At 37.4% G+C, this 14,325-nt stretch carries 14 protein-coding genes and 1 tRNA gene; 8 read left to right on the top strand and 7 right to left on the bottom strand.

Annotated elements, in window-relative coordinates; all coding sequences use genetic code 11:
- The 3 genes from Q0L68_RS02405 to Q0L68_RS02395 all read right to left on the bottom strand — a co-directional run bounded on the left by Q0L68_RS02405 (window position 1) and on the right by Q0L68_RS02395 (window position 6,712).
- Entirely contained in the window at window positions 1–3,087 is a 3,087-nt protein-coding gene (locus tag Q0L68_RS02405) for a SusC/RagA family TonB-linked outer membrane protein (RefSeq protein ID WP_296698874.1), read from the bottom strand.
- A 432-nt stretch (window positions 3,088–3,519) separates the two neighbouring features.
- On the bottom strand, window positions 3,520–5,727 hold the full coding sequence (locus Q0L68_RS02400) for a sodium-translocating pyrophosphatase (RefSeq protein ID WP_296698871.1): 2,208 nt from the start codon (window positions 5,725–5,727) through the stop codon (window positions 3,520–3,522).
- Between the two features lie 241 nt (window positions 5,728–5,968).
- Entirely contained in the window at window positions 5,969–6,712 is a 744-nt protein-coding gene (locus Q0L68_RS02395) for an SdiA-regulated domain-containing protein (protein WP_296698867.1), read from the bottom strand.
- Window positions 6,713–6,883: 171 nt separating this feature from the next.
- Between Q0L68_RS02395 and Q0L68_RS02390 the strand changes: the two genes are divergently transcribed.
- From Q0L68_RS02390 to Q0L68_RS02380, 3 genes are all read left to right on the top strand, one after another.
- The gene (locus Q0L68_RS02390) at window positions 6,884–7,516 is read left to right on the top strand and encodes a hypothetical protein (RefSeq protein ID WP_296698865.1); all 633 of its coding nucleotides are present in this window, start codon (window positions 6,884–6,886) and stop codon (window positions 7,514–7,516) included.
- 530 nt (window positions 7,517–8,046) lie between these two features.
- Window positions 8,047–8,745 (top strand): response regulator transcription factor, encoded by a 699-nt coding sequence (locus Q0L68_RS02385; protein WP_296698862.1) that lies wholly within the window; start codon window positions 8,047–8,049, stop codon window positions 8,743–8,745.
- A 9-nt stretch (window positions 8,746–8,754) separates the two neighbouring features.
- Complete coding sequence (locus Q0L68_RS02380) at window positions 8,755–10,206, top strand: HAMP domain-containing sensor histidine kinase (protein ID WP_296698861.1); 1,452 nt, start codon at window positions 8,755–8,757, stop codon at window positions 10,204–10,206.
- Window positions 10,207–10,336: 130 nt separating this feature from the next.
- Here Q0L68_RS02380 and Q0L68_RS02375 read toward each other — a convergent pair whose 3' ends face one another.
- Genes Q0L68_RS02375 through Q0L68_RS02360 form a run of 4 tightly spaced genes read right to left on the bottom strand, consistent with a single transcriptional unit; the run spans window position 10,337 to window position 12,788 of the window.
- On the bottom strand, window positions 10,337–10,795 hold the full coding sequence (locus tag Q0L68_RS02375) for a hypothetical protein (RefSeq protein ID WP_296698858.1): 459 nt from the start codon (window positions 10,793–10,795) through the stop codon (window positions 10,337–10,339).
- Window positions 10,795–11,430: a Crp/Fnr family transcriptional regulator gene (locus Q0L68_RS02370; RefSeq protein ID WP_296698856.1), complete on the bottom strand. Its 636-nt coding sequence runs from the start codon at window positions 11,428–11,430 to the stop codon at window positions 10,795–10,797. Before Q0L68_RS02370 ends, Q0L68_RS02375 begins: the two co-directional genes overlap by 1 nt.
- A gap of 3 nt (window positions 11,431–11,433) precedes the next feature.
- Window positions 11,434–12,327: a hypothetical protein gene (locus tag Q0L68_RS02365; protein ID WP_296698853.1), complete on the bottom strand. Its 894-nt coding sequence runs from the start codon at window positions 12,325–12,327 to the stop codon at window positions 11,434–11,436.
- Window positions 12,328–12,332: 5 nt separating this feature from the next.
- Window positions 12,333–12,788 carry a DM13 domain-containing protein gene (locus Q0L68_RS02360; protein WP_296698851.1) on the bottom strand — a complete coding sequence of 152 codons (456 nt, stop codon included), beginning with the start codon at window positions 12,786–12,788 and terminating at the stop codon, window positions 12,333–12,335.
- Between the two features lie 122 nt (window positions 12,789–12,910).
- Here Q0L68_RS02360 and Q0L68_RS02355 point away from each other — a divergent pair, with 122 nt between their 5' ends.
- From Q0L68_RS02355 to Q0L68_RS02335, 5 genes are all read left to right on the top strand, one after another.
- Window positions 12,911–13,204, top strand: a complete 294-nt coding sequence (locus tag Q0L68_RS02355) for a hypothetical protein (protein ID WP_296698848.1) — start codon at window positions 12,911–12,913, stop codon at window positions 13,202–13,204.
- A 155-nt stretch (window positions 13,205–13,359) separates the two neighbouring features.
- Window positions 13,360–13,584 (top strand): hypothetical protein, encoded by a 225-nt coding sequence (locus Q0L68_RS02350; protein WP_296698845.1) that lies wholly within the window; start codon window positions 13,360–13,362, stop codon window positions 13,582–13,584.
- Window positions 13,585–13,653: 69 nt separating this feature from the next.
- Window positions 13,654–13,728 (top strand) — tRNA-Pro (locus Q0L68_RS02345).
- Between the two features lie 45 nt (window positions 13,729–13,773).
- Entirely contained in the window at window positions 13,774–14,022 is a 249-nt protein-coding gene (locus tag Q0L68_RS02340; RefSeq protein WP_296698843.1) for a GIY-YIG nuclease family protein, read from the top strand.
- 97 nt (window positions 14,023–14,119) lie between these two features.
- Window positions 14,120–14,325: GIY-YIG nuclease family protein (locus Q0L68_RS02335; RefSeq protein WP_296698840.1), on the top strand; the 206-nt coding region annotated here is incomplete at its 3' end.

Raw genomic sequence — 14,325 nt, 5'->3', positions numbered from 1 at the left:
TTAGAGACCTAAATTCAAAGTGAAGTAATAGCTCTGAACACCTGGGAAACCTAGCCCAGTGAACCCAATTGCATTTCCTCCTGCACCTGAAGAGAAGGACTCTGGATCAAAACCATCCCACGGTGTGGATAGGATGATATTATTGGCAGCCAGAGAAAGTCTAGCGGATCTGAATGGTGTTTTTTCCAAAACCTGAGGTTGAAGACTATACGCCAAAGTGATGTTTCTTAGCTTAATAAAGCTTGCGTCGTTCACGAAGTTCTCAGAAGCACCTCTATAATAGTTTCTCCAGTAACCAGCACCATAATTCACGCCATCAGGTCCAACGCCTTGTCCAAGCCAAACTTCTTTTGAGTTTTGGGAACCATCAGCTAAAACTCCTGGGAACACGACTGTGTCGTTTCTTCTGTTGGAATCTTCCTGCTTACCGAAGGCAGATAAGAAATTACCAAATTGATCATATTGTTCTAGACCAGTTCTGAAATCAATTAAGAAAGAAAGTTCCAGTCCTTTATAAGTGAATTGATTTCTTAGGCCTCCAAAGAATTTTGGGACTGCATTACCAAGAATGATTTGGTTTCCAGTTCTTACTGGAAATCCATTAGAACCGATAAGTTGAGTTAATCCTCTGTCAAGTTCAGTTGCCCCTTCAGGTAGGTCAGGTCTCACATAATGACTACCTGAAATATTGCCATATGCTTCACCTTCTCTTAGGATCATGGTCACAGTAGCACCAGCATATCCGAATTGAGAACCGACAACGATTTGATCGATCCCTTCTCTGATAGCTTTAACCTCATTTTTGTTGGTTGTAAGGTTTGCTGTAACATCCCAGCGGAAATCACCTCTTTCGATAGGCGTACCACCAACTACGATTTCAAACCCTCTATTTTCTATTTCTCCGGCATTGGTGATGTAAGACGAAAATCCTGTTGCATCTGAAATAGGTACTGGGATAATCTGATCTGCTGCGTTGGACTTATAATAAGTCACATCTAAGTTTAATCTGTTATTGAAGAAAGCAAGCTGAGTTCCAAATTCGATAGAGGTAGTCTGCTCAGGTTTCAGATTAGGATCTCCAAATACAGAATTCTTGGAGAAACCAACTTGACCATTTAGAGGGAATACAGAAGGAGAAACAAAGGTGGCTCCCAAGATATGAGGATTGGTATCCTTACCTACTTGAGCCCATGAACCTCTCAGTTTACCGAAAGTAACCCAAGAAGGCAGGTCAAAATTCTCGCTAAATACATATCCTAGATTTACAGATGGATAGAAGAAAGAATTGTTGTCTTTTGGTAGGGTAGAAGAGATGTCATTTCTACCAGTGATATTCAAGAATAAGAAGTTCTTATAATCAACCATCAAATCTCCGTAAAAACCTACCAGCCTTCTTACACTTTTTCCTTGACTTGCAAATATTTGGGTAGTGTTACTAAGGTTATAGAATCCAGGGATTACGAAGTTTGAACCGGAAGCTGAAACTCTATCATATCTTCTTTCGAAAACATCATTACCCAATCTCAACTGAGTATTCCAGTCTTCATTCCATTGCTTTTTTAGAGTGATGTAGAAGTTAGAATTTAAATCCTTGCTATTAATTCTAGTTTCTTCCATAAACCCAGTAGAGCTAAGGGCTTGCTCACCGTCGATCCCCATTGGGCCAGGAGTAATCTCTGTTCTACTATCACTGTAGAAATCTGTTCCAAGTCTATAGGAGAACATAAGCCAATCTGTTGGGCTATAATTCAGATTGATATTTCCTATCAATCTATTTACATCATCTTCATAAGTTGCAAAACGTGCATCATAAATAGGGTTGGTGTTACCATAAGTTTTCATGGTGCCATCCTCATTGATATAATCGGTAACATCAGTAGTTTCCGACCAATACATCATTCTTTCTAGGAATCTATCATGTGGAACTCTATTACCTCCTGAATTTGAATAGTTGATAGATCCTGAAAAATTAAATTTCTCACTAGCTTTAACGGTTCCCGAAAGTTTTGCGGTAGTTCTAGCCCAAGTAGAGAATGGAATAATACCTTCCTGATCCAATCTTCCGAATGAACCATAGAAAGTTGCTTTTTCATTACCTCCAGCGATGCTTACACTGTTATCGATGGTTTTTCCGGTGTTGAATGCATTTGTCCAATTGTCCTGATAAACATAATTAGGATCATTTTCTTCAGAGATGTTAGCTCCCCAGGAAGGCCAAAAACTCGAGTCATCTCTTTCTCCACTAAATCCTTGACCATATTCGTTTTGAAGTGATGGTTTTTTAACTAACTCATCCATGCCAAATGAACTGGAAACATTTACTTGAATCTGACCGGCTTTACCCTTTTTAGTGGTAATGATCACTGCACCATTAGCTGCACGGACACCATAAAGAGCAGTTGCAGCAGCACCTTTCAAAACTGACATCGTTTCAATGTCATTCGGATTGATATCTGCAATTCTATTGGTCATACCTCTTGGCGTACCAGTGGATTCTACAGTTGAGTTATCTACCGGAACACCATCCACCACGAAAAGTGGTTGGTTATCTGCACTTGGGTCAAGCGAGTTGATGCCTCTGATGATGATTCTGGCAGATTGTCCCGGAGCACCACCCGAATTGGTTACCTGCACCCCTGCCACTTGTCCTTGGAGAGCATTGACCACATTCGGTTGCCTGGAAGTAGTGATCGCTTCAGAATCGATACTTTGAGCAGCATATCCTAGGGATTTCTTTTCTTGGGAAATACCAAATGCTGTTACAATAAATTCATCAAGTTCGGAGGTGGATACTGCTAAGCTGACATCCAATACAGAATTACTTCCTACGCTTAAGCTTTGGGAATCGAATCCTATAAATGAAAACACCAAAACAGATTCGCTGCTAGGTACACTGATGGAATAATTACCGTCAATATCCGTGACGGTTCCTGTGGTTGTGCCTTGGATTAAAATACTTACACCAGGCAATGGCTGCCCATCTTCTTGGGCGGTAACTTTACCTCTGACCGTTTGCTGCGCATAGGTTGGTATGCTCAATAAAAAGCCAAAGAGGAAAAGCAATGTTAATGAGTAGCTTTTCTTCATTAGTTTATTGGTTTAGAATTATGGAATTGAATTGTAATCATGTACTTATTATCAAAAGTTTTGCTGTTTTTTACAGCTTATAAAAGAATAATTAGTAGCAAAATCAAGTATTAATATTTTCAAATTTATTTAATACCTTGATATTCAATACGTTTATTAAGTTATTGAGGTTTTTATCAAAATTGATCAAAATCGATTTTTGTAATAAAACCGTACATTTTTTTCCTATTATTAAAGAGATAATGCTTTAAAATAAGGATAATTATTATCATTAATCAAAAATAATGATGTCTTTTTTATGAAAAAATTAACGATTAAAGGATAATCGAATATTATTTGCTATTGCTTGTTTTTGCAGTAATAATATTTGGATTACGGCAATAAAAAAGCCACTTCAAAGGAAGTGGCTTTAAATTTTTAAACCGAGGGATTTTAACGTGTTACTTTTTTGATTTCAGTAACTACTTTTTTTCCGTCTTCGTATTTGATTTCTTTTTTGATCTCAATTTTCTCAGCCATATCCGAACCATGGTTGCCTTCACTAATATGAGGGGCAATAACCAAAGCTACGATTGACATAAGTTTAATTAGAATATTCATTGAAGGACCTGAAGTATCTTTAAAAGGATCTCCTACAGTATCACCAGTTACTGATGCTTTATGTGGCTCAGATTTTTTGTAATACATTTCTCCGTCTATTTCAACACCCTTTTCAAAGGATTTTTTAGCATTATCCCAAGCACCACCGGCATTGGATTGAAACATACCCATCAATACACCTGAAACAGTAACACCAGCCAAAAGACCGCCTAGCACTTCAGGACCGAAGATAAATCCAACGATAATTGGTGTGATCAATGCGATTGCTCCTGGAGCAATCATTTCCCTGATAGAAGCTTTAGTAGAAATTTCCACACACTTATCGTACTCAGGTTTAGCCTTATATTCCATTATCCCGGGAATTTCTCTAAACTGACGTCTCACTTCATTTACCATGTCCATGGCGGCTCTACCTACTGCTGCAATTGCCAAGGATGAGAAAATAAATGGAATCATCCCACCTACAAATAGCCCCGCTAAAACATTGGCTTTAAAAATATCTATAGAATCAATTCCTGCGATTCCGACAAATGCTGCAAATAGGGCCAAAGAAGTCAAAGCTGCAGAAGCAATTGCAAATCCTTTTCCTGTCGCTGCAGTGGTATTTCCAACTGCATCCAAAATATCTGTTCTTCCTCTTACTTCTTCTGGAAGCTGGCTCATTTCAGCAATACCGCCAGCATTATCAGCAATTGGTCCAAAAGCGTCTATCGCTAATTGCATCGCCGTCGTAGCCATCATGCCTGCTGCAGCAATGGCAACACCATACAATCCTGCCAATTCGTAAGCTCCATAGATACCACCTGCTAAAACTAGAATTGGAAGAACTGTGGATTCCATTCCCACAGATAAACCTCCAATGATATTTGTTGCATGTCCAGTCGCAGATTGTTTGATAATAGACATTACTGGTCTTTTACCCATAGCAGTGTAATACTCGGTGATTATACTCATCAATGTACCTACTACAAGGCCAAGAATGATAGCATACCAGACTTGCATACTGGTAAACTCAAATCCTCTAATGGAAAGAGTTTCCGGTAACATGTATTGAACAACAAAGAAGGAAGCAATTCCCGTAAAAATGATAGAAGAATAATTACCCATATTAAGAGCTTTCTGAACGTCTCCTTTTTCATCTTTAATGGTTACAAAAGCCATCCCCATAATGGAGAAAATAATGCCTAAACCGGCAAGTATCATCGGTAATAAAATCGGGGCTATTCCACCAAATGCATCTTCAGAAACAATTTCTCTCCCTAATACCATGGTGGCTAATATCGTCGCTACATAAGAACCAAAAAGATCAGCACCCATACCGGCAACATCACCCACGTTATCACCCACGTTATCAGCGATAGTTGCTGGGTTTCTTACATCATCTTCAGGTATTCCCGCTTCTACCTTTCCTACCAAATCAGCTCCTACATCTGCAGCTTTTGTATAAATACCTCCGCCAACTCTTGCAAATAAAGCAATGGATTCAGCTCCTAAAGAGAAGCCCGCCAGAACTTCAAGTGCTTTTTCCATTTCAACGCCATTCACTCCAGCGCCAATGCTTTGAACATAAAAATGATAAAAGAAAATAAATAATGAACCTAGTCCAAGTACAGCAAGACCAGCGACACCAAGTCCCATCACTGAACCTCCCGTGAAAGAAACTTTAAGCGCTTGTTTCAAACTAGTTCTTGCAGCTTGAGTGGTTCTTACATTCGCTTTGGTTGCAATACGCATTCCAATATATCCAGCAAATGCAGAGAAAAAAGCTCCGATTAAAAATGAAATAGCAATGACTGGACTGGAAGTTTCTACCATCGTTCCTGACCAACCAAGGAGTATAACAGCAATTACAGCAAAGTATCCAAGTACTTTCCATTCAGCTCTTAAGAAAGCCATGGCACCGTCGGCAATATAGCCGGCCAGTTCCATCATATTTTTATCTCCTGTTTCTTGTTTCGTTACCCATGCAGATTTTATTGCCATCGCTATCAGGCCTAAAATCCCAAGTGCCGGGACCAAATAAATAAGCGCGTTTTCCATATAGATTCTAAATACTTAATAGGGTTTTTTATAATCAACTCGGCAAATATAGACTTTCTCCCGAAGCCTCCAACCCCAAACAAATGACTATGTTTTTTTAAAATGGCTATTTTATTAATGATTTAGCAATAAGACTCTTTAAAGACTGGGTTTGAAGAGGCAAATGGATCATATTTCTATTAAATACCTAAATCCAATCAATCAAAAAATTCATTTGGGAAATGAATGGGTTTGGAATCAATTACGATGGTTTATAAGGAAAACGTAGCAAATTTGGCTTACTTCCTCTAGCTTCATTGGAAATAAATAAATCACCATTTGGACTGAAAGTGATTCCTTCAGGTTGCTTGAAAATAGCTGGATCAAGTTTGTAAAACTCTTTAGGAACAAGTTGCTGATCCAAAATCATTAACCATTGATCGCTGGAAGATAATAGATAATAATTATGCTCTATTGGATGATAGGCAATACCTGAAGGCTGCATCCTTAAATTTTTTAATTCCTTCTCATTTAGGATTTGCTTTAAATCAGAGGTTTTTAAGATTTTTTTTGCATAAGGCTCAAAATTCCTCTTTTCCAGGTCGAAAGAATAAACGGAAGAGATTTTATCGCTTTTATCTGATTGGCAATCCTTACAAAATATCCATAAAGCAGACTCCTGATTTGATTTAATTATTGCCTCAAAGTCGTTTTTCCCTTTTAAAGGAAATTTAAAAGTAGTTGATTCACTGGTTTCCTTTAAAGGGTTGTTGATCTGATAAATATCCCCGTTGCTTTGTAAAGCATAAGCAACACCACTATATGTCAAGATGTCCTCTATGTCTGCATTTTTTGCAAATTTTTGGCTGAACGTTATTTCTCCAGTTATAGGATTAAGAACATAAATAACTGATGATTCGTCTTCAATGGCCCAAAGTTCATCCTCACTTACCCATTCCAGACCTGAAATTTCTTCTAGCTCATTTGAGAGGTACACTGTTGTCATTTTTTCCAAAGAATATCTACTTGGAAAAGTATATATTAAAGAACCATCTGATTGAGGATAACATTGGCTTAAAAGAAAAAGTGAAAAAAAGGATAGTATAGAAATTTGGTTCATCGTTCTTTGAAAACTAATATTTTTTTATATTAGGAGTTATAAAATAGAATATTGGCTTTGAATAATCAATTATTAGTAAAGTTTGAATCCTGGATGATGGAGATGTTTGCAAATATGCAAATGCCTGATGTCTGTTATCATAACTTGGATCATACATTACTTATTGTTGATACGGTAAATGTTTTGGGAAAGTACTTTGGGTTGCCAGAACAGGATTTGGAAGACCTGTTTTATGCGGGATGGCTTCATGATGTTGGTTATTGGGATGGAGTCGCCGAAGGGCATGAGCAACAAGGAGCAAACCTAGCACAAACTTGTTTAATGGAATTGGGACTTCCAGAAGAGAGAATTCAACGGATACAATCCGCAATTTTGGCAACTAAAGTTCCTCAGCAACCTAAAAATCTTTTTGAGGAAATAATTTGTGATTCGGATTTGAGTCAACTGGGTTCTGATTTATTTTATCACCATACCTTACTTTTGAAAAAAGAAAAAGAAAGTTCTATTGGAAAAGAAATCCCACTTTTAGATTGGCTTAAAGGAACCAGAGAATTTTTAAAATCCCATCACTATCATTCTAAATATGGTTTGAGATTTTTTAAACCTGGCAAAGAAAAAAATATGGCTCTTCTGGAAGAAAAAATACGGGAAGCCGAATTGATGCTGCTGGAGGAAAAGGTAAAAAGATAGAAATAGTCGTAGTTACCGAATCATATTAACTCAACAATTATTTAAGCTTCTTAACTAACTCATCGGTTTAGAATTGAAGTATTTTCCTATTTCAAGATCTGGATTGTAGGAATGATTCAGGTTTCAGTAATTTTATAGAATACTTTAGATTTTTTTCATCAATACCCAGATATTAGTTCAGGGATACTAACACTCATCTTCGGTATTTTTTTAACCGATATGTCAGAAATAATCTTTATCGGGAGCATAGAAAAATAATACTTCATATCTGGAATTATATTCATCCACTGTTTGCTAGCCAAATTCTGATTCCAAAGCGAAGTGGTATTGTTAGAATTTTTTAGTAAAAATGCAACACAATTGAAAAAGATAAATGTTGATTTCATAGGATATGAAGCCTCATTTTAAGATTTAATTATGAAGATAATTTAATGATCTTATTATTCAGATTACTTGGCAACCCTCGTTTTTTTGGCATTGTGATAGTTTCGTGATGTTTAAAAATTAATTTTCAATTCAAATTCCTGAAAATGAAAAAAGTACTTATTGTAGAAGACGATCCTAACATCAGCGATTTGATTCAAATTCACCTGAATGATCTAAATTACCAAACTCAAGTTCGAAATAATGGAAGGCTGGGTTTTGAGGAGGCCAATTCAAATAAATTCGATTTAATAATCTTAGATATTATGCTTCCCGAAATGGATGGGATCGCTATTTGTCAGCGCCTGAGGGCATTGGATAATTTTACCCCTATCCTTATGATTACTGCAAAATCAGAAGAGATTGATAAAGTGATTGGGTTGGAATCCGGAGCAGATGATTATATCACCAAGCCTTTTAAAATCCGGGAATTTATTGCAAGGGTTAAGGCTATAATGAGAAGACAAGATCAATTTGCTCTTTTGGCAGAAAAAGACGTAAAGCAGATGCGATTCAATTCTTTAGAAATTGATGAGAAAAAGCGAAAAGTACTTTTAGATCAAAAACGGCTAGAATTGACCCCGAAAGAATTTGATTTATTATTACTCATGGCGAGAAACCCTGGCCGAAGTTATTCAAGAGGAGAATTATTGGAGCTTATTTGGGGATATGATTTTAGTGGCTACGAACATACAGTTAATGCTCATATCAATCGGCTCCGGGCAAAAGTAGAACAAGACCCAAATAATCCATCTTTTATCCTGACCACTTGGGGAGTAGGATATCGGTTTAACGATGAACTTTAAAATCATTTTATGAAAAGTCTATATTGGAGAATATCTCTTAGTTTTATTTTGATTTTGTTGATCGTTGGGTTCTCTTATGTTTACATCACGGCTACTACCTCTCAGCGATATTTTCAGGAAACCACGCAGCGGCTCAATGCTGAGGTAGCTGAATACCTAATCAAAGAAGTCAATCCTTTTAAAGATGGAGAAGTAAATGAAGAGGCATTAGGGGTGATTATGCATTCAATGATGGCTGTCAACCCAGGGATTGAAGTGTATTTGCTGGATCCAAATGGAAATATTTTATCCTATGTGGTCCTGGATCAAAAAGTGAAATTAAAGAGTGTAGAAATTGAACCTGTGAAGAAGTTTATTGCTGATCAAGGGGCGAATTTCATTTTGGGGGATGACCCTAGAAATCCTGGGGATAAATCCGTCTTTTCCGCTACTTCGGTATATGAAGATTCCCAGCTTCTCGGATATGTATACATCACTTTAGCGAGTGAAAAATATGAGACCATTTCCAAAAGTCTTTTGGGGAGTTTTTGGATGAAATTGACATTTAATTCAATTTTAATCACTCTGGTTGTCGCTTTATTGATTGGCTTAGTGTTGATAGAATGGTTGACCCGACATCTTCGTAAGATCATAAAAGCAGTAGAACAATTCAGAGATGGGGACCTTAATGCAAGGGTTCCTCAATCTAATTCCGATTCAGAGTTAGCGGCACTGGGGAATACCTTTAATCATATGGCTGATACGATTCTAGCCAATATCGATGAACTAAAAAAAGTAGACTCTTTGCGAAGGGAATTAATCGCAAATGTTTCTCATGATTTACGAAATCCGTTAGCGATTATCAACGGTTACATAGAAACCCTGCAGATCAAAGGAGATAAAATAAGCAAAGAGGATCAAGAGAAGTACCTAAGAATTATTTCTAGCTCTACAGATAAGTTGACCAAACTTGTTTCAGATTTATTTGATCTTTCTAAACTTGAATCGGGTCAAATGCAGGTGAAATTAGAGCGATTGAAAGTTCAGGAGCTGCTCTTTGACTCAGCTTTAAAATATGAATTACTTGCAGAAACGAAGGGGATAAAAATTAATTCTCAGATTTGCCAGAATTTACCTGTCGTCAAAGCAGACCTATCACTGATCGATCGTGTAATTCAAAATTTATTGGATAATGCTGTAAAATACACCCCAAATGAAGGGAATATTTTGATCGATGCCTGCGAAGTGGAGCATGGAGGCGTTTGTATAAAAATTCGTAATTCTGGAAAAGGGATTCCTGAATCTGAGCTTAAATCACTTTTTGACAGGTATTATATGATTGATAAAGATCAACAAGGTGTACAAGGTTCTGGGCTCGGCTTAGCAATTGTAAAGCATATTTTGGAGATCCATGGAAGTAAGATCAAAATTCATTCGGATTCTAAGAGTTTTACAGAGTTTGAGTTTGAATTAACTCCGTAAGTTTTTCGATCGATTTAATATAATCAAAACCTTCTATTGACTTGAAGTTGAATCCATGGGAGTGTTGCCATAAAGACCTATTTGTTAAGAATAGGTCTTTATTATTAAGGGGCAAGAGTTTGTTTGAAATTTAATTCAATGGAGCAAAGCCAAAAGGAATTGCCGCTGCACCACACCAAATAATTCCGTGAGTGAATTTGGCATCAGGAGCTGCGCCTAGAGGGAAAAAGTGTTCACCTGGTTTTCCTACAATTGATATTAATTGGAAAGATCCAGAGTTTGAAAGTCGTAAATTTTCTGAGGTGGAAAGATAAACAGTGACTGTCCCGGTACTGAATTTAGTAGTGAAATCATCTGTCAGTCTAATAAAGAATTTTCCTTCTTCATTACTGACTACTTGGATCATTCCTTTCGTATTTGTACTACTTTGAGGAGTTAGAGATCCGGTTTTTATAACAGATACAGGACCTATTACTTCTACTTCATCCACAGGCATCATTGGGTCTGAGTCTCTCATGGAGCCACTGTCACAACTAGAAAAAAGAGCTATAACGACTAGTGATAAGAATATTTTAATATGGTTTTTCATTAGGAATTAGAGTTGAATGTTGAAAGATTTCTAAAGAGTATTCGATTTCTGGAGTAAGTGATTACCCCGTCTTTTTTTAAGTTAGAAAGAGTCTTGGTGACGGTCTGACGGCTGGAATCTGTAAGCATAGCAATTTCCTCGTGCGTTAAATTCAATTTTAAAAGAGTTTCATCACCAAATCGCCTACCTAATTTTTGGGCAAGGTGATGCAATAAATGCTTGATTCGACTTTCTGAATCCATCCAATTCAAACGTTCTACCCGTTGTGTCATTTCAAGATTATATGATTGAAGTTTATCTAACAATTGAAGACCGATGGTAGGATCCTGAAAGTTTTTCGAAGAGATCGTTTGAATTAATGTCCCTTCCTCTAAAGCTATGGCTAAGCTGTTGTTTCTAATATTTAAAGAATCTATCGAGGTGCCATCCCCAAAAATTTCACCAGAGGTAATTATTTTCAATATTGACTGAGTACCATTTGGCAATGTTTTTTGGAGTTTTACACTTCCATGCTTCACTAAATAAAATCCCAAAGAAGGCTCACCTTGACGGTAGATGATTTCACGCTTGGAATAACTTTTGAATTTTGGAAATGTGATTTGATTCGATTCCCAATTTGATATAATAGTCTGCATCGTTTATTTACGTTCGTAGTACAGTCCGATACTGACCACGCCTGAGGAATACAGGTTTTTTCGGTCAAAAATCAGATCATTAAAATTTCTATAGTTTAGGTTGAGATGAAATTTCTTGTATACCGGTACACTTGCTCCAAAACTGAAACTGGTATATTCAGTCCCATCTCCTCTTACAAAGTCTGTCGCCACAAGTACATCTCCAACAGTAGCAAGCGCATTTAATCGAGCATTTACCCAGACTTTTTGGGCTATTTGGTAGCCGACCTCTGCTCCAATAGCAAATTGATCGCTGAACTGGATCCCCTCGTATTCAGTACGGATGTTATAAGCTCCAAATATGCTTCCGTAAAGAGGAGTGTTGGGCAAAGCAAAAGAACTAGCAAGAGTAGACCATACGTTGAACTCCCCATCACCAGAAGGGAGATTAATTTGCTCAAAGTCATTAATGGTGCTTTTCGCAAAATTGTTAGCTTTTCCAATAGGTAATTCTGGGGCAATTGAAATTGAGAGCGGGAGGTACTTTTTTAAAATTGCATGTTTAAACTCCAGTCTCAGATCACCTAATCCACTTACTTTTTGAGTATTTTCAAATCCATTCCATGTCTGTAGCGGAAGATTGGCAATTATGGTGAATTGATCTGTCACACCATATTCACCATAAAAAACTAAGGATTGCTGAGAAAATTGATTGGTTTCTAATTTTTCTCCCTCTAAAGTAAAGTAATCACTGGAAAGCATGCTTTGATAGCTAAGCTGATAAAAGCCTTCTTTTTTTCCTTTTGTCCAACCACTTTGAGATAGACCTTCTTGGTAGTTCAATAAGTAAATCAGCCCGAGGAGAAACACCCCGAGTTGAAATGACTTACCAAACCAATTCTTTGATTTAAGAAACATGTGGATTAATTAAGAGGAGCATTTCCGAATGGAATGCCTACTGAACCACACCAAAGTATAACATGAGAATACTTCTCAGTGGAGGTGCCTTGAGGAATAGGAAAGTAATTTATTCCTGCAGATCTAACCACCCCTAATGCTAATAGATCTGGATTTCCATTTCCTGGGTCTGCCATAAAAGCGTCTGAGGTAGAAAGGAATACAGTTACGGTTCCGGTTGCCAAAGCGGTATTGAATCCAGACCCGAATTCAAGGAATTCCTGATTTTGTGAGTCAATTCCTAAGGATGCTGTACCCGAAGAACCAGCCCCGTTTTGATCAATAAAGTTTCCCATTCTCTGTACATTAAAAGCTCCAGTGGGTTTAGTAGGATCCTGGATGACAGGGTCTTTGTCTTTATCATCAGAGCATGCCACCAGTCCTAAAAAGGCGAAATAGAAAAGAACAATTACTTTTTTCATGATTTTATTGGTTTTGTTTAGCACAAATTTGGACCGAGGATATCACGAAAAAATCACAGAAGAATAAACCTTTTGTCGCTAAAATGACTTTGTTTTGGTGTAGAAACTAGTATTGTAATAGCATGGAAAAGTCAAAAATCGACCGTTTTTTAAACCTTACTAAACCTTTAGATTCATTTGGCCCGGAGCTTAAATCCCTTTATTATGATGGAAAAGGAGATTGGAAAACCTCTCATGATTTAGTCGATCAATTAGCCGGAAAAAGTGCAGCTCGTGTTCATGCTTATTTACATAGAAAAGAAGGAGATCTATGGAATGCAGATTACTGGTATAGGAGGGCAGGAGAGGACCGGCCTAATATTTCACTGGACGAGGAATGGGTATTGTTACTAGAAAGATATTGGGTTGATTTTTAGTTTTAACTTAAAAGGAACTAGTAAGCATTTTTAGGATTTTTGTAAAATGAAAGGCTTTTGAATCCAAAAACACCTTTTTAATGCTTGAAAATACCCAATATAGGGTATTTTTTGAGCCTCTGTGAAATTGTACTTTTGGCACAAATGATTTTAGTATGAAATTCTTTTATTTATCATCAAATCCAACCAGTGAAGGAAATTATGAAATCCATGAAAGAGAATGCGATTTAATACCTGATATTCTAGATCGAGAATATTTAGGCCCTTTTAACAATGGAAAAGAGGCCATGAGAAAAGCGTTAGATTTAAATCCAAAAGCAAGTACTTGTGAAAAATGCTGCATTTCTTCTTACCAAGCAGTGTTTTTCAAAAAAAATTGAATTTGAATTGTTTTAATTTCTTTTTGGTACTGGATATACTCATTCATTATATTAATTTCGCTTCAGTTTCGGGGTGTGGCGCAGTCCGGTTAGCGTACACGTCTGGGGGGCGTGGGGTCGTGGGTTCAAATCCCGCCACCCCGACATTTTACAGAGCAGTTCTTCGGAACTGTTTTTTTTTGAATAGGTATGGAATACTGCGTTTACATATTGTACTCGAATAGTCTAGGAAAATACTACGTGGGTCAAACCTCGGATTTAACAAAAAGGCTCAATCGGCATAATGCAGGTAGAGAACGGTTCACGAGAATGGGTACTCCTTGGGAGCTGATTTACTCTATTGGATGCGACTCCAGAAGTGAGGCAGTGAGGTTGGAGAAGAAGATTAAAAATTTGGGGGCAAAACGATATTTGGCTATCCAGGATCTTGGAGGTTAGCGTATCCTGACTGAGGTCAGGAGGGTCGTGGGTTCAAATCCCGCCACCCCGACAATTTCAAGAGCAGTTCTTCGGAACTGTTTTTTTTTGAATCTCCATGGAATACTGCGTTTACATATTGTACTCGAATAGTCTAGGAAAATACTATGTGGGTCAAACCTCGGATTTAATAAAAAGGCTCAATCGGCATAATGCAGGTAGAGAACGGTTCACGAGAACAGGTGCTCCTTGGCAGCTAATTTACTCTATTGGATGCGACTCCAGAAGTGAGGCAGTGAGGTTGGAAAAGAAGATTAAAAATTT

This window comes from Algoriphagus sp. (genome assembly GCF_024642405.1).
Taxonomy (GTDB): Bacteria; Bacteroidota; Bacteroidia; order Cytophagales; family Cyclobacteriaceae; genus Algoriphagus.
This window is presented reverse-complemented; position numbering and strand designations above follow the sequence as displayed.